The organism is Paenibacillus contaminans (assembly GCF_003285015.1).
In the GTDB taxonomy this organism is placed as follows: Bacteria; Bacillota; Bacilli; order Paenibacillales; family NBRC-103111; genus Paenibacillus_V; species Paenibacillus_V contaminans.
This window is the reverse complement of sequence record NZ_QMFB01000033.1, coordinates 73,884-98,114: the sequence shown is the minus strand read 5'-3', so window position 1 is coordinate 98,114 and position 24,231 is coordinate 73,884. Positions and strand designations below refer to the sequence as shown.

Annotated in this window: 20 protein-coding genes; 8 read left to right on the top strand and 12 right to left on the bottom strand. The window is 52.9% G+C overall.

What is annotated here, in order from left to right; translation table 11 throughout:
- Positions 1-48: 48 nt before the first annotated feature.
- From rpmE to rpoE, 8 genes are all read right to left on the bottom strand, one after another.
- A complete protein-coding gene (gene rpmE, locus DQG23_RS34880; protein ID WP_113035665.1) occupies positions 49-246 on the bottom strand; it encodes a 50S ribosomal protein L31 in 198 nt (65 codons plus the stop codon).
- 103 nt (positions 247-349) lie between these two features.
- Positions 350-1,609 (bottom strand): radical SAM family protein, encoded by a 1,260-nt coding sequence (locus DQG23_RS34875; protein WP_113035664.1) that lies wholly within the window; start codon positions 1,607-1,609, stop codon positions 350-352.
- 21 nt (positions 1,610-1,630) lie between these two features.
- Positions 1,631-2,917 (bottom strand): transcription termination factor Rho, encoded by a 1,287-nt coding sequence (rho, locus tag DQG23_RS34870; RefSeq protein ID WP_113035663.1) that lies wholly within the window; start codon positions 2,915-2,917, stop codon positions 1,631-1,633.
- A 230-nt stretch (positions 2,918-3,147) separates the two neighbouring features.
- Entirely contained in the window at positions 3,148-4,389 is a 1,242-nt protein-coding gene (locus tag DQG23_RS34865) for a UDP-N-acetylglucosamine 1-carboxyvinyltransferase (protein ID WP_113035676.1), read from the bottom strand.
- Between the two features lie 272 nt (positions 4,390-4,661).
- Entirely contained in the window at positions 4,662-5,516 is an 855-nt protein-coding gene (gene fba / locus DQG23_RS34860) for a class II fructose-1,6-bisphosphate aldolase (RefSeq protein WP_113035662.1), read from the bottom strand.
- A 263-nt stretch (positions 5,517-5,779) separates the two neighbouring features.
- A complete protein-coding gene (locus DQG23_RS34855) occupies positions 5,780-6,169 on the bottom strand; it encodes a response regulator (protein WP_113035661.1) in 390 nt (129 codons plus the stop codon).
- A 204-nt stretch (positions 6,170-6,373) separates the two neighbouring features.
- Positions 6,374-7,975 carry a CTP synthase gene (locus DQG23_RS34850; RefSeq protein WP_113035660.1) on the bottom strand — a complete coding sequence of 534 codons (1,602 nt, stop codon included), beginning with the start codon at positions 7,973-7,975 and terminating at the stop codon, positions 6,374-6,376.
- A gap of 181 nt (positions 7,976-8,156) precedes the next feature.
- Positions 8,157-8,732: a DNA-directed RNA polymerase subunit delta gene (gene rpoE, locus DQG23_RS34845; protein ID WP_113035659.1), complete on the bottom strand. Its 576-nt coding sequence runs from the start codon at positions 8,730-8,732 to the stop codon at positions 8,157-8,159.
- Between the two features lie 434 nt (positions 8,733-9,166).
- Between rpoE and DQG23_RS34840 the strand changes: the two genes are divergently transcribed.
- Entirely contained in the window at positions 9,167-10,324 is a 1,158-nt protein-coding gene (locus tag DQG23_RS34840) for a S8 family peptidase (RefSeq protein WP_113035658.1), read from the top strand.
- A 113-nt stretch (positions 10,325-10,437) separates the two neighbouring features.
- On the opposite strand, the gene DQG23_RS34835 is transcribed toward DQG23_RS34840, so the two are convergent.
- Positions 10,438-10,848 carry a YwiB family protein gene (locus DQG23_RS34835; protein WP_113035657.1) on the bottom strand — a complete coding sequence of 137 codons (411 nt, stop codon included), beginning with the start codon at positions 10,846-10,848 and terminating at the stop codon, positions 10,438-10,440.
- A gap of 320 nt (positions 10,849-11,168) precedes the next feature.
- On the opposite strand from DQG23_RS34835, the gene DQG23_RS34830 reads away from it, so the two are divergent.
- Positions 11,169-11,993, top strand: a complete 825-nt coding sequence (locus DQG23_RS34830) for an AraC family transcriptional regulator (RefSeq protein ID WP_113035656.1) — start codon at positions 11,169-11,171, stop codon at positions 11,991-11,993.
- Positions 11,994-12,221: 228 nt separating this feature from the next.
- Here DQG23_RS34830 and speE read toward each other — a convergent pair whose 3' ends face one another.
- Positions 12,222-13,049: a polyamine aminopropyltransferase gene (speE, locus tag DQG23_RS34825; RefSeq protein ID WP_113035675.1), complete on the bottom strand. Its 828-nt coding sequence runs from the start codon at positions 13,047-13,049 to the stop codon at positions 12,222-12,224.
- Positions 13,050-13,555: 506 nt separating this feature from the next.
- Between speE and DQG23_RS34820 the strand changes: the two genes are divergently transcribed.
- From DQG23_RS34820 to DQG23_RS34800, 4 genes are all read left to right on the top strand, one after another.
- Entirely contained in the window at positions 13,556-15,661 is a 2,106-nt protein-coding gene (locus tag DQG23_RS34820) for a transglycosylase domain-containing protein (RefSeq protein WP_113035655.1), read from the top strand.
- Positions 15,662-15,875: 214 nt separating this feature from the next.
- Positions 15,876-16,727 carry an EcsC family protein gene (locus DQG23_RS34810; protein ID WP_113035653.1) on the top strand — a complete coding sequence of 284 codons (852 nt, stop codon included), beginning with the start codon at positions 15,876-15,878 and terminating at the stop codon, positions 16,725-16,727.
- Positions 16,728-17,056: 329 nt separating this feature from the next.
- A complete protein-coding gene (locus tag DQG23_RS34805; protein WP_113035652.1) occupies positions 17,057-17,431 on the top strand; it encodes a hypothetical protein in 375 nt (124 codons plus the stop codon).
- Between the two features lie 319 nt (positions 17,432-17,750).
- The gene (locus DQG23_RS34800; protein WP_146762443.1) at positions 17,751-18,956 is read left to right on the top strand and encodes an MFS transporter; all 1,206 of its coding nucleotides are present in this window, start codon (positions 17,751-17,753) and stop codon (positions 18,954-18,956) included.
- 112 nt (positions 18,957-19,068) lie between these two features.
- On the opposite strand, the gene DQG23_RS34795 is transcribed toward DQG23_RS34800, so the two are convergent.
- Positions 19,069-19,845, bottom strand: coding sequence for a DUF1836 domain-containing protein (locus DQG23_RS34795; RefSeq protein ID WP_113035650.1), 777 nt, complete (start codon positions 19,843-19,845; stop codon positions 19,069-19,071).
- 374 nt (positions 19,846-20,219) lie between these two features.
- Between DQG23_RS34795 and DQG23_RS34790 the strand changes: the two genes are divergently transcribed.
- Positions 20,220-21,503, top strand: coding sequence for a hemolysin family protein (locus tag DQG23_RS34790; protein WP_113035649.1), 1,284 nt, complete (start codon positions 20,220-20,222; stop codon positions 21,501-21,503).
- 97 nt (positions 21,504-21,600) lie between these two features.
- On the opposite strand, the gene DQG23_RS34785 is transcribed toward DQG23_RS34790, so the two are convergent.
- Positions 21,601-22,095 (bottom strand): YwhD family protein, encoded by a 495-nt coding sequence (locus tag DQG23_RS34785; RefSeq protein WP_113035648.1) that lies wholly within the window; start codon positions 22,093-22,095, stop codon positions 21,601-21,603.
- 135 nt (positions 22,096-22,230) lie between these two features.
- Here DQG23_RS34785 and DQG23_RS34780 point away from each other — a divergent pair, with 135 nt between their 5' ends.
- Positions 22,231-24,231 (top strand): M1 family metallopeptidase, encoded by a 2,001-nt coding sequence (locus tag DQG23_RS34780; protein ID WP_192894672.1) that lies wholly within the window; start codon positions 22,231-22,233, stop codon positions 24,229-24,231.

Below are 24,231 nucleotides of genomic sequence, written 5' to 3'. Positions count from 1 at the left end.
CCTTTGGTCATAGGATGACCCGAAGAGGTTGGTTTAATCCGTTTGTGCTTAGATGCCGTATTTTTTCTTGAACTTGTCGACACGTCCGCCGGCATCGATAAATTTCTGCTTCCCTGTAAAGAACGGGTGGCAATTCGAGCAAATCTCAACGCGCAGATTTTGCTTGATCGAACCGGATTCAAACGTATTGCCGCAAGCGCAAGTAACGTTAGTAACGTGGTAGTTCGGATGAACTCCTGCTTTCATGTCTTTCACCTCTTTCCGCCCTGAGCCTTTGTTGGCAGCCCAGAGTAAATTGACACAGTAAAACGAGTATAACACGAACGAAGAAATCGTTGCAACTTCATTTTCATCCCCGGCGGGCGGAAAGTTCTGCCGGTACGTGCGTGTACGAACCGATAATGACGTCAGGCAGCTCTTCGCGGAAAATGTCGATCATCTGGTTCATCCCGAGAAGCTCGCCCTTCGCTTTTGGAATCAGCTCCAAGTACGCCTCCGGATCGATATTCAAATTCCGCATTTGGATGAGCTTGAGCCCGGTACGGCGGGCAAAGTCGATCATCGCTTCGACTTCTTCCTCCCGGTCGGTAACGCCGGGAAAGATCAAGTAGTTGATCGATGTTACGACACCTTTATCCGATGCGTAGCGGAGCGATTTCTCCACGTTTTTCAAGCTATAGGCGCGCGGTTTGTAATAAGCGTTGTAATGATCGTCAAGCGCGCTGATGGTGCTGACCCGCATCAAATTAAGCCCGGCGTCTACGATACCGCGTATGTGATCGGTCAAGCCGGCATTCGTATTGATATTGATGAATCCCATATCCGTCCGCTCGCGCACCCGCTTAATCGCTTCAATAATAAGCTTGGCCTGGGTGGAAGGCTCCCCTTCGCAGCCTTGGCCGAAGCTGATGATACTTTCCGGCGTCTTTAAATGCTCCAGCATCACTTCAACGATTTCGTCCACCGTCGGCTTGAAGTTCATTCGCGTCTGCGGCGCGACAAAGCCGCTTTCGTCAGGCTGTTCGGAGATGCAGCCGAAGCAGCCGGCATTGCATGAGTACGACACGGGAACCGCCCCTTCCCAACGATTCAGGAAGGTGTTCGATGCCGTTAAACATTCGTATTCAAGCGCGCACTTTGTCAAATGCTTGTACAAGCGGTTTTCCGGATACTTGGCCGCAATTTCCTCAACCTGAAGCTCAAGCTGATTCACATCGCAATTCGCAGGATTCCAGCGGTGCGGATCGTCCGTCAGGCGGCCGGCCACATAAAAGCCGCCGTCCTTCCAAACGACTGCGGAATACCCGAACAGCGGCAACCGCTGCGTTTTGTCCGTCTTGACGTAGCCCGGCAGCAGAAGCCGCGTATAACCTTGCGGCATCAGGGCGCCGACCGCCGTATATTCGCCGGGAAACGGCTTCATGTCTCCTGTCCGCGCATCCATATAGACCGGCCGAGTGTGAGGGAGACTGACGAGCGTAGCGCCTTCCGGAAGCGGAATCAGCTCGTCGTCCATCACTTCCACGATCATATCCCCATTCCGCGCAAGCGCGATATGGTCGGGATGATCGAACACGTTGCCGTCTTTATCTGCATAAACCAAATGCATGGTTGCTGGTTCCCCTTTATGCTACGAAGCTGAGTTTTTGACCTTTTTGGTTACGGCAGCGCCATTCTTGGCATCGAGCGTTTCCAAAAATTCGATGTTCGTTTTGGAGTCGCCCAGCTTCTTGATGAATGCCTCGGTAAAATCGTGCGATTCCTGCATGTTTTTGCGGACCGCCCAAATTTTTTCGAGCTCTTCCTTGGTCAGCAGCATCTCTTCGCGCCGCGTACCCGATCTGCGGATATCGATAGCCGGGAAAATCCGTTTCTCCGCAAGCTTGCGGTCGAGATGCAGCTCGAGATTGCCCGTACCCTTAAATTCTTCATAGATGACGTCATCCATCCGCGATCCGGTCTCAACAAGAGCTGTAGCCAGGATCGTCAGACTGCCGCCTTCCTCGATATTTCTCGCCGCTCCGAAAAACCGCTTCGGCCGGTGAAACGCTCCGGGATCGATACCGCCGGAAAGCGTACGCCCGGACGGAGGCACGACCAGGTTGTATGCCCGTGCAAGCCGCGTGATGCTGTCAAGCAGAATGACTACGTCCTTCTTATGCTCGACAAGCCGCTGAGCCCGCTCGAGTACAAGCTCGGCCACTTTAATATGATTTTCCGGAAGCTCGTCGAATGTGGATGCCACAACTTCGCCTTTAACCGAACGCTGCATATCCGTCACTTCCTCCGGCCGCTCATCGATAAGCAGAACGAATAGCTCGATATCCGGATAGTTGGTCGAAATGCTGTTGGCGATTTCTTTGAGGAGCAGCGTTTTACCGGCTTTCGGAGGCGCCACGATCAAACCGCGTTGGCCCAAGCCAACCGGAGCGAGCAGGTCCATAACCCGAGTGGACAGAACGTTAGGCGACGTTTCCAAGACGATTTTCTTTTGCGGATACAGCGGCGTCAGCGCCGGGAAATGAAGACGTTCCGCGGCCGTTTCCGGCTTTTCGCCGTTGACCGCTTCTACTTGCAGAAGTCCGAAATAACGCTCGTTCTCTTTAGGAGGACGGCACTTGCCGGACACGCGGTCGCCCGAACGAAGATCGAATTTACGGATTTGCGAAGCGGAAATATAAATATCCTCCGAGCTCGGCAAATAGTTGATCGGGCGCAAAAATCCGAAGCCTTCCTGCAAAATGTCGAGAATGCCTTCCATAAACATCAGTCCGCTCTTCTCAGCCTGTGCCCGAAGAATAGCAAAAATAAGTTCTTTCTTTTTCATTTGACTGTATTGCGAAATTTGATGCGTTTTGGCCAATTTGTAAAGATCGTTGAGCTTAAGCGTCTCAAGCTCAGCCAAGTGTAAGTCCATTACGTTTACCACCACACCTATTCAGTTTTTTTAGGAATTCTTTTGGCATTGAAAAATCATTAAAAAATATACATCGGATTTGCGAAACACAGAACCGGGAAAGTAGGATAAGCCCGAGGAAGGGGAAGCAGCATCTTCGGGAAAACGAGGGGAGCCTTCTTTCATTTTCCTCTCTAGCATTGCCTATTCGATACGAATCTATTCTTCCACATGGTATGCCGAAAAAGTGTTTACAGCTTCTCGCGCCATATTTCGGCCCCAAGCCGGGATAGATGATCGACCAGAAAGTCATATCCGCGGTCGATGTATTCCACGCCGTTCACTTCGGTTACGCCGTTCGAGACGGTCAAGCCGGCCACGACAAGCGCCGCTCCTGCGCGAAGATCGGTTGCCGTCACTTTCGCAGCGGATAGCTTGGAGCCTTCGATAATGGCCGAGCGGCCCTCGAGCTTGATGCGCGCGCCCATTCTCAGAAGCTCCGGAACATGCTTATACCGGTTGCTGTAGACGTAGTCCGTCATCATGCTGGTTCCTCTCGCCTGCGTAAGCAGACTCGTCATAGGCGATTGTATATCGGTTGCAAAGCCCGGATAAACGAGCGCTTTCACATCGACGCTCTCATATTCCGGCTGTCCCACTACACGAATCGACTCATCCATTTCGTAAATATGAACGCCCATTTCCTGCAGCTTGGCGGTGACCGCCTCCAGATGCTTCGGAATCACGTTATCCACGACAACGTCGCCTCGCGTTGCAGCGGCGGCGATCATATACGTAGCCGCTTGAATGCGGTCGGGGATAATGGAATGGCGGCAGCCGTGAAGAGAGTCCACCCCTTCTACGCGGATCGTTTCCGTGCCGGCGCCCTTGATTTTGGCCCCCATGGCATTAAGCAGAGTGGCAACATCGATTATTTCAGGCTCTTTGGCCGCATTTTCAATGATCGTAGCGCCTTTGGCACGAGATGCCGCCAGCATAATATTAATGGTCGCGCCCACGCTGACGACGTCCAAGTAAATTTTGGCGCCCTGCAGCTTCTTTGCGCGAATATGGATAGCCCCGTATTCGTTGCTTATTTCCGCTCCAAGCGCTTCAAAGCCTTTGATATGCTGATCGATCGGACGCGGTTCGAAATTGCAGCCTCCCGGCAGCCCGATTACGGCTTCGCCGAAACGGCCCAGTAATGCGCCCATCATATAATAAGAAGCTCTGAGCTTCTTTACGTTTCCGTTCGGCATCGGAACGGGCCGAAGCGATGTCGGATCGATTTTCATTTGATCGCCTTGCCGTTCGATAACGGCACCAAGCTCCGTAAGCAGCTCGGTATAGATGTTTACGTCGCTCAATTCCGGTAAATTATCCAGAATGACGGGCGACTCCGCCAATATGGCCGCAGGAATAAGCGCTATGGCGCTGTTCTTAGCTCCGCTAATCGGAACCGTGCCCCGCAGCGGCCTTCCTCCTGCTATCATCAACTTCTCACTCACACTACGAATCCCCCTGCCGCATTGATCATTCTCCGGCCCTCGGCGCAAGCCCTGCAATCCAAAAAAAGGCTCGCCAACCGGTATTCCATGCTGCTGTCAAAGACCGGCAGCGCCAACCGCCGGCAAGCTAGCAATCTAGCAGCCCTTCCGTCTATCAATCATTATATTTTAAAAATCGCCAAAGCATGAAAACAATCAAAGGAAGAGCATCGCAGCGGCAATGCCTTCCCTTTGAAGTTCTTAATCCATCCTTGAATTTACGCTTGGTTCGCGCTTCCGAACAGTTGGATTTTGGATTTAACGACCTCGACCATAGCTTGACGGGCAGGTGTGAGGTATTTGCGGGGATCGTACACTTTCGCGTCTTTAGCAAGCGCTTCGCGGATAGCTTCCGTGCAGGCCACTTGATTTTCCGTGTTCACGTTGATTTTGCCTACGCCTGCAAGGATCGACTTGCGGATCATTTCATCCGGTACGCCCGAACCGCCGTGCAGAACAACCGGTACCGGAATCGCGCTTGCCACCTTCTCGATGATATCGAAGCGGATGTTCGGCTCGCCTGCATACATGCCGTGCGCCGTACCTACTGCGATCGCCAAGCAATCGACGCCTGTCTCTTCATAGAAACGAATCGCTTCTTCCGGCTTCGCCAAGTTAGCGTCAGCTTCGTCAACGCTGATGTCGTCCTCTACGCCGCCGATCGTTCCGAGCTCGCCTTCGACGGATACGCCCATCGCGCGCGCCGCTTTCACCACTTCTTTAGTCAAACGGATGTTGTCTTCATAGGAATGGTGGGAGCCGTCGAACATTACCGAGCTGAAGCCGGCGCGAATACATTTCATAGCGACTTCAAACGTGCTGCCGTGGTCCAGATGAAGAGCAACCGGCAAGCCGCTTTGCTTCGCAGCCGCTTCCGCAATCGCTACCGTATACTCAATCCCCATATACTTCAGTGCGCCTTCGCTGACGCCGAAAATGAACGGGGAATTCAATTCCTTAGCTGCCTGGGCAATCGCTTGGGCGAATTCCAGGTTGTTCATGTTAAATTGACCGACTGCAAATTTGTTGGCTTTCGCCTTAGGCAAAAATTCATTCATCGAAACGAGTGGCATAGTACGTTCCTCCTTAAGGTTATGCGTAAGCCAACGACAGGTTAGACTTCCCGTGATCGCCAGAGAGCGAACACCCGCTTCACCTTCGCAGCTGTAGTTTCGGTTTTCATTCGTTTCGAAATTACAGAAATGCATACGCGCTTTATTTTCGTCTGATGTATTATAACACATGTCCCGTCAAATGATAACCAAGCTTCCCGCCGCCTAAGGCGCCTTCCCCGATACACGTTCCGATGGACATAAAAATGATCCTTTTGCAAGGATCAGACGGCGTAGCCAGGAGATGCCGGACTGCTCAGTTGGTTGTTCACCGCAATCCGCATTTCGTCTATATCGAAAGGCTTCGTAAAATGCATCAGCGCTCCCAGTTCGGTAGCTTCCCGAATCATGTCGAGTTCGCCGTATGCGGTCATCATAATGACTTTAATCGCAGGATTGATTTTCTTGATGTGCTTCAAGATGTCTAGTCCGTCCATGCCCGGTATTTTCATATCGAGCAGAACCAAATCAGGAGCTTCCGTCTTTACGATTTCGAGTGCGAGTTTTCCGTTGGATGCTTGAAAAGTTCGGTAGCCTTCGGACCCGAATACTTCCATCAGTAGTACCCGGATGCCATTCTGGTCATCAACGATCAGTATTTTTTCCTTTACCAAAAGGTATACCCTCCTCGAACGGAATGGCTGACATGACGCCCAATCCACATTGTGTATATAGTTTCGCTATAAAAATCGAGAATCCTTCTCGTCTGCAAAAGAAATTGAAGAGTTTTACAAAAAAGTGAACAATGACCCAAAAAAAAAAAAAAACGTTCCGAATCGCAGCGCCATGCCGCAAACCCGGAACGTAAAAATATACATCTATAGCTGTTGATGCAGCGCAGCTTTCACGAATTCGCGGAAAAGCGGCTGCGGACGGTTCGGACGGGACGTAAATTCCGGATGGAATTGAACGGCCAGGAACCATGGATGCTCAGGCATTTCGATCATTTCGACGAGACGGCCGTCCGGAGACGTACCGGTAATTTTCAAACCGGCCGCTTCAATCGCTTCGCGGTATTCATTGTTAAATTCATAGCGGTGGCGATGACGCTCGTAAACGAGCTCATCCTCGTAGCATTGCATAGCGAGCGAGCCCTCGGCGATTTTGCAAGGGTACAAGCCCAAACGCATGGTTCCGCCCAAATCCTCGATATCCTTCTGCTCGGGGAGCAAATCGATAACCGGATACGGCGTCGTCGGGTTGATCTCGGAGCTGTTGGCGCTCTCCAGCCCGACTACGTTGCGCGCATATTCAATGACCGCGACTTGCATGCCGAGACAAATGCCGAAGAACGGAATTTTCCGTTCGCGCGCATAACGAATCGCCATGATTTTGCCTTCGATCCCCCGGTCGCCGAAGCCTCCGGGTACGAGAATGCCGTGTACGCCGCCAAGCATTTCATCCACGTTGTTCTCATAAATGTCCTCGGCGTTCACCCAACGGATGTTCACCTCGGTGTTGCTTGCAAAGCCCGCATGCGACAAGGCCTCGACGATGCTCAAATAAGCGTCGTGAAGCGCCACATATTTGCCCACGATGGCAATTTCGGTCTTATGCTGCAGCTGCTTGATACGCTGAACCATGCTTTCCCAGCCGCTCATATCCGGAGGGTTGGTGTTCAGCTTCAAATGGTTGACGACGATATCGTCAAGCCCTTGCTCGCGCAGCGCGAGCGGTACGTCATACAACGTCTCGGCATCGAGACATTCGACGACGGCGTTCGGATCGATATCGCAGAAAAGCGCCATTTTGCGTTTGAGATCTTCGGACAGCGGATGCTCCGAACGGCAAACGATGACGTTCGGCTGAATGCCGATGCTGCGCAGTTCCTTAACGCTGTGCTGGGTCGGCTTCGTTTTGACCTCGCCCGCCGCTTTAATATAGGGAATAAGCGTAACGTGAATATACATGACGTTGTCGCGGCCGATATCGCTTTTGATCTGGCGGATGGCTTCCAGGAAAGGCAAGCTCTCGATATCGCCGACCGTTCCGCCGATCTCGGTAATCACAACGTCGGATTGCGCTTCGCGGCCCGCGCGGAACACGCGATCCTTGATCTCGTTCGTAATGTGCGGAATAACCTGCACCGTTCCGCCCAAGTATTCGCCGCGGCGTTCTTTCGTAATAACGGAAGAGTAAATTTTACCGGTCGTGACGTTGCTGTTTTTCGTCAAATTAATGTCGATAAACCGCTCGTAATGGCCGAGGTCGAGATCGGTCTCCGCCCCGTCGTCGGTTACGAACACTTCGCCGTGCTGATAAGGACTCATGGTCCCCGGGTCGACGTTGATATAAGGATCGAACTTCTGAATCGTCACCTTAAGTCCCCTGTTTTTAAGCAGCCGTCCAAGCGATGCCGCCGTTATCCCCTTGCCGAGCGAGGAAACGACACCGCCTGTCACAAAGATGTACTTGGTCATTATGGTACCCCCCGAAAAAATAGAAAAAAGTGACACCCGTTAGTCACGGGGCACTTTCAACGTTATCGCTATTATGAACCGTTGCACGTTTAGCCCATGCAATAGTTTACTCTGTACGGGTTACGCTGTCAAGTCACGAAAACCGGTATTTCCGGATGGCGGAAATCGGCGGCTGCCGGCCTTACTTATCTTCCTCGTCGTCGTCGGCTTCATCGTCCTCGAAGTCTTCTTCTTCCTCTTCCTCATCTTCGAGCTTGTCGATTTCCTCGTCGATCTCTTCGCCTTCTTCTTCCTCGATCTCTTCCTCGCCGAACATGTCGTCTTCTTCCTCTTCTTCGGCGACATCGTCGCGTTCCGTATCGAAAGCGTCGAAATCTTCTTCGTCGCCTGCATAGGTTTCTTCTTCTTCGGCGTAGTCCTCTTCATCGAGATCGTCGTCTTCGTCGTTGATGATGCGCGGACGCTTGGCGCTGCCCATCTCATCCGATTTATTGTCGACAGGGTACCACCGTTTCAACCCCCACAGGTTGCTGCCTACGCAAGCAAAGCGTCCATCCACGTTGATTTCCGTATACAGCTGCGCGATGACCTGCATCACTTGATCGTCGGAAAATTCTTTGATCTTCGCGATTTCCATCATAAGGTCTCGATAGTAAAATGGCGTGTTGGCAGCCTTCAGCACCTCGAACGCAAGGTCGACCATCGGCAGTTCCTTCGCTTGCGCCGTGGGAATTTTGAGCGTGTATTCGCTACTCAATCGGTTCACGTCCCTTCCAATATTCACTGCAGGCGGCGTCCGGAATACTCATCGTATGCCGGCCGCAACCGTTATCGTTTCTCTCAGCTTTCGCTAGTTCATCCTTAAGTAAACCCTATTTTATACAAAAATGCAACTGGCTCTCGCGCACGGGACAAGGGTGTGCCGAAAGACGGACAAAAATAAGCGAAGGCCATAATCGCCTCCGCTTCGTGACTGTACCCTTTTTGTTGATGGTGATCGGCCACTCACCACCTCGTCCCAGTAGCAAGAGTTCCGAATTCAACCCTCAAACCATCGTATGTGGGAAATAGTCCGTTGACACGGCCCTGCGTCTAATTATTTTCAAGCAGGCTACAATCTCAATCCAGTTCGCCGACCTGTACATATGATAACTCCATAACTGAAATCATTGCGGCAAAGGGGAAATTCCTGTGAGAGACGCCTGCCTGTTCCACTCGCTTCATGAGGAAATCCAGGTCCCGAACGATTCCGACCGCAGAGCCATCATCCGGTTCAATTCCCGCGATGATTTCAACCGGTGGCTGCGGTTGCGCGATACGCTTATTCCCGCGCTTCCCCGCTTAGCATACGTACAACCGCTTCCGATGATTCATGCCTTTGCTTGTCCCCTTTCGTGTGCCGGCCAACTCGCTTCCTTTCCGTCCGTCCTGTCCGTAGAAGAAGATTGCAAAACGGCCGTCGTTCACGGTTTGCCGGAATTCAGACGATCGTCCACGATCAAGCTGTCGGGCGACCACCCGTATATTCCATGGGGCGTCAGCCATATCAAAGCTCCACTGACGTGGAACCGGACAACGGGGGACCGGGTCCGCGTCGCCGTCATCGACACGGGTATCGATTACAACCATCCCGATCTCCAGCACGCCATAGAGAACGGGATCAATCTTATTCACCGCCATGCCTTGCCCGTGGACGACAACGGCCACGGCACCCATATCGCCGGAACGATCGCCGCGTCTGCCCGCCAAACCGGCATTGCAGGCGTCGCTCCGCAAGCATCCATCCACCCGGTCAAAGCCTTCGACGAGAACGGAACGGCTTACGTTTCCGACATTATATACGGCATTTATTGGTGTTTGCGAAACCGGATCGACGTCGTGAATATGAGCTTCGGCATGAAGCATCACAGCCGGGCGCTCGAGGACGCCGTCCGCACCGCCTATTACTCCGGCATGATCATCGTGGCGTCCTCCGGCAACGACGGCCGTACCTCGCGGATCGATTATCCCGCCCGATTCCCGCATACGCTGTCCGTAGGCGCCACCAACAAGAAGGGGCAAATCGCTTCGTTCAGCAACAAGAGCAAGTATATCGACATCTACGCGCCCGGCGAAAAGATCGTATCCACGTGGCTGCGCGGCGAATATCAGGAGCTAAGCGGCACCTCCATGGCAACCTCGCATGTCTCCGGCGTGGTCGCCCTGCTTCTATCCGCGAACCGGAAGCTGACGCCGCGTAAAATAAAATCCATTTTACGGCGGAATGCATCGCGAATCGCCTCCAAACGGCTAGTATCCTCCGAAACCGGCGAGCTCAATGCTTACCGAAGCGTAAAGTCCGCATTATAAACCGACCGAAGATAAACTCCCCGGTCGGTTTTCGATTTCTTAAGGGTATTTTTTATCCTGCCGTTACAGGCGCTGCGGCTATAATCGGATTTTCGGCCTTGTCGAAATCCGCATCAAACGTCGAACATTGTCATCGTAAGCTTGTAGCGTCCGGCATAGTCGCCGCTTACATATAAGTCGTACCTCCACGTTACGCTGGCCGGCTGCTCCTGCAGCTTTATTCTCAATTGCTTCGTCTCCGTATACAGCTCCATCGCGCCTTGCGCCGTCTCGTAATAACCGCGGAGTCTTTGCGAGGGGATAAACGTTTGCTCCGATCGGGTATCTCCATGCCGTATGATCCGAAGCTGCTTATCCCCGATTTTGACGGTGGTGACCGTCCGCCCCAGCTGGCTCTCCTCTTCGTTATACCGCAAATATACGTCTCCCGCTTTATCGTAAAGATCGGCCTTCACCCGCCGTTCGATCCGTTCGCCTCCGGTCTCGCTTACGATATGCAGCTCTACCGTCCGTTTGTCCGTCATCGTTCCGTATGCAATTCCTCTCTGCCGAGACCCCTTGGGAGCCCCCCTGATTTGGTTACTAGTTTAGCGGAAGGAACGGCCTATTTCAATCCGCTTCCGCGTTAAAACTGTGCTTGCCTCGCCGCCGGGCATGATATAATAATGCAAGCAAGGATAAACGGCTTCGCCTTCTGTTTGGAGCGAATGACGTTTATCGGGAAATGGAACAATCAACGAAGGTATGCTTTCTGACATTTCAAAGATACGGCCTCGCCCTCCTAAACGCTTTCGAAGAAACCGACTTCGTAAGCATAAGCTTGAGGCGAGACAGGGAGTGACATATGAACCGAAACACCTTCCCGCTGTTAACGGAAGCGGAGCGCAAGCTTCCGCTGTACGTTACCAGCGTAGGCGGCTGGAACAATCAAGAGCGGATGGTCCGGGAAACGGGCTTTCCGGATTATCAATGGATTCAGACGCTTGGCGGCGAAGGCACCCTCCATACCGAACGCATGTCCGCCGGCATAGCCAAAGGCCAGGGCATGCTGCTGTTTCCGCATGAGCGTCATGAGTATTACGGAACCAAAGAGCCTTGGGAGGTCATGTGGGTATCGTTCAACGGGAGCATGGCCGAGGAGCTTCTTGCATCGCTACATTTTACGCAGTCGCAGACGCTTTACGTGTCGCATCCCGATACGCTGCTCAAAAAAATGCACGCCGTCTTCTCGCTTCTCGACGCGCAAACGTCGCTGACCGGATTCGAATGCTCCGGTGTCATGTATCAGATCCTGCTCGACCTGCACACATACGCTTCGCCTTCCGAGGTCCGGTCCAAACGCCAGCATTACGAGCAGCTTTCGCCGGTATTCGGTTATATCGACTCCAATTTTCGACAGCCGATATCCCTGGAGATGATCGCTTCCCGGCTAAATCTGTCGCCGCAGTATACATGCCATTTATTTCAGCAAACGCTCGGCATGCGTCCGTTCGAATACATCAATAAGTTTCGGCTGAGCAAAGCGAAGGAATTGCTGCTGGACGAGATGACGATGGACGTCAAAGAAGTTGCGCAGCGGGTCGGCTACGAACACGCCAGCTATTTCATCAAGCTGTTCAAGCGCGAGGAAGGCGTGACGCCGAGCGCGTTTCGCCGCATCCATCGATAAACGGAAGCCGCGAATGCAAGGATAAACGCCTACCGGGTCGTTGACGATGGAGTTTACCAAGATTTAGAGCCGCTTCCACGATATACTTTCTGATTAATCAAGGACAACACGGCGTTGCCGACCTAACTAAGCCATATACGCTTTTATTTAAAGAAAAGCGCCCGGCGCTGCTTTGACAAGCAGTACGGGCGCTTTTTTTGAGAAAGCATATGGTGCCGGATGCAAAGCCTACTTGACCAAATTCCGGACGAAACGCGGAAGCGCGAACGCCGCTTTATGCAGCTCCGGCGTGTAATACTTCGTATCGATTTCCGGAATGGACGCTTCATCCACCAGAAGCGGATCATGCGTTTTGCTGCCGAGCGTGAACGTCCACAGGCCGCTTGGGTAAGTCGGAATATTCGCTACGTATACGCGTACGATCGGGAAAATTTCCTTCACGTCCCGGTTGACGGTTTGAATCAGATCCGCTTTGAACCACGGGTTGTCCGTTTGCGCTACAAAAATGCCGTCATCCTTGAGCGATTCGTAAATCCCTTGATAGAACCCTTTGCTGAACAATTCCACGGCAGGTCCGACTGGCTCGGTCGAGTCCACCATGATGACGTCGTACGTATTTTTATGGTCGTGGATGTGCATGTAACCGTCGTTTACGATCACTTCAACACGCGGATTGTCGAGCTCTCCGGCAATTTCCGGCAAAAATTTCTTCGAGTATTCGATAACCTTGCCGTCGATTTCGACAAGCACGGCTTTTTTCACTTTAGGGTGCTTCAGCACTTCGCGGATAACGCCGCCGTCGCCGCCGCCCACCACTAGCACGTACTCCGGATTGGGATGAGTAAACAGTGCGGGGTGAGCCACCATTTCATGATAAACGAACTCGTCCTTTACCGTCGTCATAACCATACCATCCAGAACGAGCATCCGCCCGAACTCTTCCGTTTCGATCATCGCGAGATCTTGGAAATCCGTTTTTTCCGTCACCAGCGTCTGGCGAACTTTCGCCGTAATTCCGAACGTTTCCGTCTGTTTCTCCGTGTACCACAATTCCATCGTCAGCACCTCAACTTCCTAAATGTATTTTTGTATCCGCAGGTGAAATCCGTCCGAACCATCGAACCGTTGCTGCTGCAGTACCTTCAATCGTCTTCGTCACCGTTTCATACTAATAAAAACCGCCGCTTTTTAAAATATCAGAATTGATATGTTTCACAACTACTTAAACCTGATATTTCACAGGTAAACGCGCCAGTCCTTAGCTTATGCTTACGAAGCCGTTTCTTCGAAAGCGTTTAGGACGGCGAAGCCGTTTATCCTTGGGGGGCTTTTTAAACATCCTCTATTATAGTAAATCACGTCAAAAAAGCAATATCGGCGCCTCCCTTCACAAAATATTTACTACTTTCGGCCAAACGGCGGTATAGCCGCGCCGCTCCGTTTCCATACTGGTAAGAACAACCCGAAACGACGCGACCTTGGCAGCGTACTTCAAGCGTTTGGCCGCGCCGCCGGGAAGAAATGCCCTGCAAAGCAAACTTGCAGCAGAAAGGAGGCAGCCCATGGCCAAGGACGAACCCCGTGCCGATAACGGTACGACCCGCAGCGGCTCAAGGGGAGCCGCGAACGGGACGCGAAGCGGAGGAAGCGGAGCCCGCCGTCCGCGCAGCAGATGGAAATCGGTATTTTCTTTTCTCTTTTCCTGCATCGTCATAGGCGGATTCGGCATGCTGCTCGGGCTGCTGTACCTCCGCTCGCAGGCGCTTCCCGCAGTAAGCGTCAGCCAGACGTCGCAAATCTATGATGCGCAAGGCAAGCTGATCGGGGCGATGAACGGCGGGGAAAACCGCCAGGTCGTCCCGCTCAAAGACGTATCGCCGACTTTCCTGAAGGCGATTCTCGCGGTGGAGGACCACCGCTTCTACGAACATGTGGGCTTTGACCCGAAAGGAATGGCGCGCGCGGCGGCGACCAATCTCAAGACGCTGTCCAAGGAGCAAGGAGCCAGTACGATCACCCAGCAATTGGCGCGCAATCTGTACTTAAACCACGACCGTACTTGGTCCCGGAAGGTCAAGGAGCTCATGTATGCCGTCCAGCTCGAAATGCAGCTAAGCAAGGACCAAATACTGGAGCAATACGTCAATCAGATCTATTTCGGCCACTCCACGTACGGCGTGCAGGCGGCGGCCCAAATGTTTTTCGGAAAAGACGCGAAGGATTTGGATCTCGCGGAGGCCGCGCTGCTTGCCGGCGTACCGAAGGGCCCCAAATATTACTCGCCGTATTTGGATATGGACAACGCGAAGCAGCGGCAAAAAATCATTTTGGACAAGATGGCCGACTATGGCGATATTACGGAGGCGGAAGCCGGCACCGCGTACGCCGAACAGCTTACGATAATTCCGCGCAAGACGGAGCAGCCGACGGAGGCGCCCTACTTTCGCGAATATATCCGTACGCTCGTCACGCAAAAATACGAGATCGACGAAAAAACGTTCGATTCCGGCGGGATCAAAATTTTTACGACGCTCGATTTGAACGCCCAGAGGGCGGCCGAGGAAGCGATCGCCAAGCAAATCGACAAAACCAGCGGACTGCAGGCGGCGCTTATCGCGATCGACCCGCGGAACGGTTATATCAAAGCGATGGTGGGCGGCAAAAATTACGGCGAAAACCAGTTCAACCGAGTCTTTGCCAACAGCCGGCAGCCCGGCTCCGCCTTTAAGGCGATCGTGTATTTAGCGGCGCTGCAGAACGGCTTCACGCCGATCAGCCGCTACAAAAGCGAGCCGACGTCATTCCCTTACGACGAAAACCGAAAAACGTACACGCCAAGCAATTTCAGCAACCGCTACTTCGGCGACATCGACATGCGGACGGCCATTTCGAAATCGGACAACATCTATGCCGTTCATACGCTCATGGATGTAGGGGCAGAGAAAGTAATCGAGCTGGCACGCAAAATGGGCATAACAAGCCCGCTCGAAGCGGTTCCTTCGCTTGCGCTCGGCACTTCGCCCGTCAGCCCGTTCGAGATGGCTTCCGCTTTCGGCACGATCGCCAACCAAGGCATCCGCGTCGAGCCGACGGCTATTCTGCGCATTGAGGATTCGCGCGGCCGCGTGCTCGTCCAAACATCGCCGAGCGAGCAGCGCGTATCCGCCCCCGCCTATACGTATGTGCTTACCGGCTTGATGGAGAGCGTATTCGAGGAAGGCGGCACCGGCTTCCGCGTATCCGACGTGATGAAGCGGCCCGTGGCCGGCAAGTCCGGGACGACCGACAGCGACGCCTGGATGGTCGGCTTCACGCCCGAGCTGTCTACGGCCGTGTGGGTCGGCTATGACCGCGACCGCAATATCAGCACGCTGGAACAGTATAAGGCGGCGCCGATTTTCGCGGAATTCACGGAAAGGACGCTGGAGGCGATTCCGCCTAAGCTGTTTCCGATGCCCGAAGGCGTGACGAACGTGTACATCGACACCGTTACCGGAAAGCTGGCTAACGACGCCTGTACGAGCTCCCGTTTGGAAACGTTCGTGAGCGGCACGGAGCCTACCGAGTACTGCGCCGAGTCCAAAACCGGCGTTCAGCCGCCGCAGCCGAACGGCAGCAAGCAGAAAAAATCGTGGTGGGACGATCTGAAGCGCTGGTGGAACGAGTAATGGCGCTGCCTACAATAAGTATCTTATCGCCATCGGGCGTAAAGGCTTTTGGAGACAGGCTTTTGGAAACGAATTTCATACGAACGTTTGCCCTGCAGCATCCCGGGAAGGCCAGCCTTCTCAGGATGCTGCTTGCGTTCGCAGAAAAAAGAATCCTTCCGCCTCTGTTCTGCGTATTAAACAAATAAGCGTAATTTCGGAAAGGGGAAAACGAATGGACGGCATAAACCCGGCTGCGATATCAACAACGAAGGGGGCTTCGCCGGAAACGCGGGAAGCTCTGTTAGCCGAGCTGAAGGCGGTGGAGCAATGGGAGCGGAGCCAGAAGGATTTATGGTTTTGGGAGAAGCTCGGGCGCTTGCCGTTTATGCTGCTTGACAAACTGACCCCCAAATTTCTGCAGGATAAAATCGGGCAGGCGATCGACGAGGTCGGCAGCTATGTACAGACAGGCGGGCAATATTTGATCTCGGAGCGTTCCGTCCTGCAAGGACTAAGCCGCCGCAGCGAAGCAAGCGGTAAGCAGCGCGTCGAAACCGTCGCGGAAGCGGCACGGCTGCCGATCGCCGTCATGGACGCCGAAGCCGACGATTTTGCCGGAACGCGCGCAAAGCTTGCCGCCGTGCAAGGGGCTACGACCGGTATCGGGGGCATCTTTACGCTTGCGATCGACATCCCGGCATTGCTTAGCTTGTCGCTCAAGGTGCTTCAAGAAATCGCCCTCTGTTACGGCTATGATCCGAAGGACCAGAAGGAGCGGATGTTCGTCGTGTTATGTCTGCAGTTCGCATCCTCCGACATCGTCGGCAAACGGGCGGTTCTGGAGAAGCTTTCCACTTTCGACAGTGACCAAAAGCAGCATCAGGCATTCTCGCAGCTCCAAGGCTGGCGCGAGGTCGTGGCGACATACCGGGACAACTTCGGCTGGAAGAAGCTTTTCCAGATGGTGCCGATCGCCGGCATGCTGTTCGGCGCCTTCCTTAATAAAGGCACGCTGCAGGATGTAGCCGAGGCAGGCAAAATGCTGTACCGCAAACGCCGCATTCTGGAGCGGTTGACATGTTAAGATTCATACATGCCGTCCGGCTTCCGGAGAACGCAAAAAAGCAGACACAGGGTCTGCTTTTTTGCTGTCCTAGTATATTGCTTAAAATATACTTCACCTAGTATACATCGACCCCAGAACGGTTCACAACCACTGACACAGAATCGCCACAATTAAGAATCAGGCCGTTCGGACGCCGATTTTGGTACAAACGCACATTTTCGTCGCCCCGTACAAATGTCCACGCCATAGCCGGATATCCCCATACAATATGGGTGTATCGTCAATAGTCTTTCTTCCCGGCCAATTCGCCCGGTATGCATAATTTGTCAGTGAAAGGGGTTGACCACATGCAACAACAGGTAAACGAACAAACCCTGAAGGCGTTAATAGGAAAGGACATTTACGCCGTCAAAAACGACGGATCGGTCGTTTACGGCAGGCTCGTCCGGCTGCATGGCAACATGCTGTATCTGGAAACAATCGGCGCCGATAAAGCCAGATTCGGCCCGATCATCCCTCTCGTTCTTTTCAATTTGCTCGCGATCGGCACGTTAGGCGCTTGGGGCGGCGGCGGTTGCGGATTCGGAGGCTGCGGCCCCTATCCGGGCTACGGCCCGTACGGAGCCGGTCCCGGCGGATTCCCCGGCCCCGGACCGTATCCGGGCGGTCCGTGCACGCCTTACGGCTGCGGCGGCAAAGGAGGCTATTACCGGCAAGGATAAACGCTTTCGAAGAAAGCGGCTTCGTAAGCATAAGCTAGGGACAGGCGCGTTTACCGGGAAGTCGAACAATCAGCGGAGGATATACTTTCTGAGACTTTAAGAAAACCCTTATCGGGGATACCTCCTTCTTCCTGCGGAAAGGCTCCTCGCACCATACGCGAGGGTCTTTCTTTGCTTAGCAGGATTATTAAGGCTTATATGCGATTTATCATGTTTTCTATATAAAAGACAGCAGAAAGATACCGGCATACGGCCAACAATTAGTGTGTTATAATGATGTCGACCTGTCAACCCAACAACGACGAAACGGGTGAACTCCTTGTCCCCAGAACTTCGCAAAATGTTGATTATGAATTTCGTTTCGGCGATTATTTTTATTTACATCGGCATTTTCGTTAATTTGTACATATGGGAAGCGAATAAAAGCATTTTCGAAGTATCTTGGTACAATTTGATTTTGTTCACCGGCTGGGGAGTATCTTATACGCTCGGGGCGAATTTGCTCTGGCGGTATTCGGTGCGGCTTTTGCTTGCGTTGTCCGCAGGCTGCGGAACGCTGGCATTCCTTCTGCTCACCTATTTGACATTGGACAACCGTTTGATATGGATTGCGCTGATCGGGGTGCCCGTCGGGTTCATGTGGGGCTTTTTCGCATCGGCCCAAAATTTAAGCATCGCCTTTTTCGGCAAGGGCAACGACGTAGCGGTTTATTTCGCGACGGCAAGCATCATTTCGCAAGGGCTGTCCATGCTCGTGCCTGTCGTATCCGCCCAAGTCATCGGATGGTTCGGCTACGGCGGGTCGTTCACCATGATGTTTGCCTTCCTCACGGTTATGCTCGTTTTTTCCTATTTCATGCCGCGTATTTCCGTACCGGCAGCAAGCATAGCGGAAGGAAGCTTCTGGGCGCAGATGAGCGTGAAACGGGTTTTCGCCGATCCAAGCTCCAAATGGCTGGCAATGGCTATTTTGGCGGCGGGCGTTTTCCTGCAGTTTCAAAACCTGTTCGCTCTGCTGTTCACCTTTTCGGTTACGCAAAGCAAGCTCTTGATCGCGCTGCTCAACGCGCTTTATACGATATCCGCGCTTCTGGGACTGCTTATGTACAAACGGATCAAATGGAGCGAGAACAGTTATTTATGGCTTGGCGTAGCGCTGTTATCGGCCGGGTTTCTGATGGTCATGTTCCCGCTGAAGCCTGTGCTCATCGTTTCCAACCTGCTCACGACGCTCGGCATGTTTTTCTTCGGTACGGTATGGAACGCCCAGCAGTTCCGCTGCATCCGGCATTATTCCCAAGGACGCCAAGCGACGTTCCTCGTATGGCGGGAATGCTTCATTTGCCTGACGCGCTGCATTATGCTGATTACGATCCTTTCGCTCGAAGAATTAAAAGGCGGCCTGTTCTACGCCTTGATTGCCATCTCCCTGGCTAGCCTGCTGTCGATTCCGCTGTTTCAAACCAAAGCTTCCAAGGAAGCGTCGAGGGTTCAACAGCCCGGAGGGATCGGCCCTTCCCTATAGCTTCATTAATAAGCGCAGGAAGTTAAGCTCGTATCGCTTATGCTTTCCTTTCATAACCCGAACCCCGGTCATGACGGTATCCGTCTGTCGGGGTTCGTTTCGTTTCCGCAAATTAGCGCAAAGTATGAAGGAACAGCGTGGCGTTCAAATACCGGCGGGCAAGCGAGTTGAAAAACGACGTTTGCACGCTGACAAGCGCGATGACGAGCATATTGCGCAGCGCCTCTTTCTGTTCGGAAGGAAGCGCCGTCAAGGCTTCTACGTAAAAATCCGTCTTTTGCCGGATCATCTGCTCCATAAGAATATCGTGATTGCGCAGACTGCCCTTGTCATGGCCGCTCACGTCGAGCAGCTGGTCATTGTTCTCGTCCAGCTCTTCGAATAAAGCGGAATACGTCCAGAACAGCTGCACGGGAAGCATCAAATCGTCGGTTTCGTCGTCCGGACTGCGGAAAATGATATGAAACATTTTGCGGATCGATTCGAAATCGAGATTCGATTTGAGATCCTCTATGATGAACAGCATAGCCGCTTGTTCGATCGAATATTTTTTACCGGCCTTTGGCGATCCGAGGAATTCCTTGAAATCCCGCTTCACCCAATTTTGCACCGATGTAACCGAAAAGTTCGTGTACTCGATTTGATTGCCGAGCGAGACGATTTCCGACAAGGAAAATCCGTCCACGCGCTGCTGCTTGATCATTTTCTCGAATACCGGCGGAAGCGCGGTCGACAAGAAGGCTACCAGCGAACCGCCTTTGGCCATATCTCCTTTATGGGTTCGTATCCAGGCCTCCTGCAGTACGGCCAAAGGCGCTCTATCGTGCTTGCCCTGCAGAGCCAGCAATAAAGCAGCCGCTTCCCGTCTGGTCAATATAAAGGTCTCCAACTCTGCCACCTCGCAATACTTACAAGTTCTTATGAACTTATCATAAAACCGAAGCAGGCTTGTTGTCAAAGATGAATACGGTCGTCCGCATTTGCCAAGATAAGAAAAGGATCAATGGAACGTTTATCTCTTACTGAAATCCGCGAGGTCAAACGCTTGCGAGGCCGGCGCCGGCCATGACGTCCGCGTTCGCCAAGAAATCGAACAATCAACGAAGCTACGACCCTCTGAAGTTTCCGAAACGGCGCCAAATGCGCAAATGATGGAATATTCGGCCCGAATCGGACATTGCGGTTTCCTTATTTACGGTCTTATAATAAGTTCATATGAACTAATCATATAAACTACTCAAATCAAACAGAGGGAAGGTTGTTATGGCCTTAAATTTAGTGCTCGTCGCTGTATTGATCTTTTTAACCGCATTTTTCGTCGCTACCGAATTTGCTATCATCAGACTTCGCTCCAGCCGTGTCGATCAGCTAGTTATGGAAGGGCGCAAAAACGCGATCGCCGTACAGAAGGTAACGAGCAATTTGGACGGTTACTTGTCCGCCTGTCAGCTTGGTATTACGATCACCGCACTCGGCTTAGGCTGGCTTGGAGAGCCTACCGTCGAAAAAATTCTTCATCCGCTGTTCTCGGCTTTGGGATTAAGCGATGATATCGGCAGCTTGTTGTCTTTCCTGATCGCCTTCATTAGTATTACTTATCTTCATGTGGTGCTCGGCGAATTGGCTCCGAAGACGCTGGCGATTCAGAAGGCGGAGGCAATCAGCTTTTTGACGGCAAAACCGATCATGGCTTTCTATAAAATCATGTACCCGTTCATCTGGGTTCTTAACGGCTCTGCAAACGCCCTGATCCGCGCATTCGGACTTAAGCCGGCCAAAGAAAGCGAAGAAGCGCACTCGGAGGAAGAAATCCGGATCATTTTATCGGAAAGCTTGGAGAGCGGCAAAATCAATACGACCGAATACGGGTATGTCAGCCGGATTTTTACTTTCGACGAGCTGCTCGCCCGGGAAATTATGATTCCGCGGACGGACATGGTCTGCTTATACACCGAAAACACGCTGGAGGAAAACTTGGCGATTATCAAGCAAGAGCAGTACACCCGTTTTCCTGTCGTGAGCGAAAGCAAGGATAATGTCGTCGGCTTCATTAATACGAAGCAGTTTTTCCTGCGGTACGATAATAATGCGGACTTCGATCTTAAGACGATCCTGCAGCCGGCCATTATGGTGCCGGACGTGACGCCGGTCAAAATGCTGCTCAAGCAGCTCCAGCAAGCGCAGGTCCATATCGCGATACTCGTCGACGAATACGGCGGAACCGCCGGTCTGATTACGATCGAGGACATTCTGGAGGAAATCGTCGGGGAAATCCGCGATGAATTCGATACGAACGAACGGAAGGAAATCGAGCAGCTCGACGATCGTCTGATCGTGGACGGACTGGCTTCGCTCAGCGAAGTGAACGATTTGCTCAATGCCGACCTGGAAAGCGACGATATGGATACGATCGGCGGATGGCTGTACAGCAAAGCGCCGGAAATCAAGGTCGATCAGAAGTTCGAGTATGACAATCTCCTGTTTGTCGTGAAAGAACGGGAGCCGAACCGGATTCGTAAAATCGAGGTTTTCAAGCAATCCGAATAGAAACGGACATGAGCGCAAACGCTGTCCCATACAACGAAGAAGCCGCCAACGCCACTGTTAAAGTGATGTTGACGGCTTCTTTTTGGTGCAGAAGAAACTATAAAGCTTGCTGCGCCGCTTCCGAACGCGCCCACCAATCGGCATTATGCCCTTCCAGCGCTTTCTTGAGCGCAGCTTTCTCGGCATCGTCCAGCCCTTCGACAAGAATATGGCGCTTCATCGCTTTGTCCATCCGGTTGACGTGGTCGGCAAGAATTTTCCAGCCCCGGCGCGCCTCCGTATCGATCAGCATTTCGCAAGCCGCCAGTCCCGCATAATAAGCGCCTTCCTCGGTCCGGTCGACGGCTACCCAAACGATCCAGCATTTGCGCCCGTTCGGCACGTCTTCTTTATTCGGCGAAAACTTAATGCCCTTCTCGATCTTGCTTTTGGCATGAAGCGTCCCGTCGTCGACATACGCTTCGCCGGCATCGATGATGATCCCGGATACGTTGCTAAGATCGATCGAGCCCGCGCCGAATCCTTTATGGTTCACTTTGGTGCTGACGATATTTAAAGCGGGAAGCTTTTTCCCTTTTCCTTGTTCCTCCATCGTTCCCACCGCCTATTATGTTGTTGTGTGGCGCTTCAAAGAGCGTTGTCCACTTTTTTCTCTATTTTAGCTAATATTTGTCCCAATGCAAACATATACATGCTGTAGATGCTTGTCAACGGGGTGAATAATCGTATGAAACCAATTCCTGCAAGCCGATCCGTCTTGTGGATCGTCGCCGTTCTGCTCGTTTGCGGCCTGACGATCACCTTGCACGCCCTGCTGTTTCCGAAACAGACGGGACAAACCATAGCCGTCTCATCCCTGAACGAGCCGGACGGGAATAACGCCATTCCGCTGGAGCCGCCGAAAACCCCGGAGAAAACGACGGAAACGCCGCTCAGCAACCGCATCGTGGAATATCACATGTCGGCGGTTCTGCAGCCGGATTCCAAAACGCTGCTCGGCGCGCAAACCGTCACCTGGGAGAACCCGGGGAAAAAACCGGTAAGCGAGCTTTATTTTCACCTGTACCCGAATGCCTTCGAGTCCAAAAAAACGACCTTCAACCGAGAATCGGGCGGCAAGCTGCGCGACACCGAAATGAAGGGCGACACGAACGGCTCCATGAGCATTCAATCGATCGTCAATCAGCAGGGCATGGATTTGCTGCCGCGCATCAGCTACGTCCAGCCGGACGACGGCAATGCGAGCGACCGCACGCTGATGAAGCTGGAGCTCCCGCAAACCGTCGGTCCGGGGCAAAAGGTGACGCTGACGATGAAGTATGCCGTCAAGCTTCCTTATGTATATGCGCGAATGGGCTACGCCGACAACGACTTTTATATGATCGGCCAGTGGTTTCCGAAGGTTGCCGTTTATGAGCCTGCAGGTATGCGCGGACGCGAAGAGGAAGGCTGGAACCTCCATCAGTACCACGGCAATTCGGAGTTTTATGCGGATTTCGGCATTTTCGACGTCAAAATTAAAGTGCCCTCTTCCTATGTGGTTGCTGCTACCGGGTTTCCGACCAAGCCGGCTGCCGAGGACAAAGGTTATAAAACGTACTCGTTCTACGCGGACGACGTGCACGATTTCGCTTGGGCGGCCTCGCCGAATTTCAAATATTTCGAGGAGCCGTTTTCGACTCCCGACCTGCCGGGCGTGAGAATCAAGCTGTATCTCGATCCGAAGCACGAGCCGTACAAAAACCGGTATATGCTGGCCGCCAAAAAAGCGCTCTCCCGCTACAGCGAATGGTACGGAACGTATCCGTATTCGACGCTCTCCATCGTCGTGCCTCCGGAAGGCGGGGACGGCGCGGGCGGGATGGAATATCCGAACCTGGTCACCGCATGGAGCGCTTCCGACGAAAAACCGAGCCTGGAGCTCGAACGCGTAGTCGTTCATGAGATCGGCCATCAGTTTTTCTACGGCATGGTCGCCTCCAATGAGTTTGAGGAAGCCTGGCTCGACGAAGGCTTCACCTCCTATGCCGAAGATAAGCTGATGGAGAAAGAGTACGGCGTCCGGTCGAACCTCCCTCTGGAAGGCAGCTACATGACCGCCCCTGCTCCGCTGAAGAAAAACGCTTGGGATTACGGCTCTCACGGCCAATACGCGGAAAATGTGTACACCCGCTCGAAGCTCGTCCTGAGCGCACTCGAGAAGGAAGTGGGTACGGCCACGATGAACAAAATCATGCGCACGTACTTCAGCCGCTGGAAATTCAAGCATCCGTCGACGCAGGATTTCCAGAAGACCGTCGAGGACGTCACCAAACGCAAATGGGACGACTTCTTCAATCAATACGTCTACGGCGGGATGATGATCGATTATGCCGTAGAAAGCATCCGCATGCGCAAAACCGAGCAGCAAGGTCAAACCGTCTACGAGAGCGAAGTGCTCATCCGCAAGCGCGGCGCGCAGCACGATGCCGTTCCGATCCGCTTCCATTTCAGCGACGGCACGAAGCTGGACAAAACCTGGAACAGCGACGGTACGGAAACGCTGTATAAGCTTAGTCACAGCGCACCTGTCGACTGGGTGATGATCGATCCCGACCGCAATCTTATACTCGAAAACAAACATATGAACAACTTTATGAAAGCGGAAGTCGATCCGAAATGGAATGCGCGCTGGAACATCGGCATCGATAAAATATTGGAGACCTTGTTCGGATGGGTCGCCTGGTGA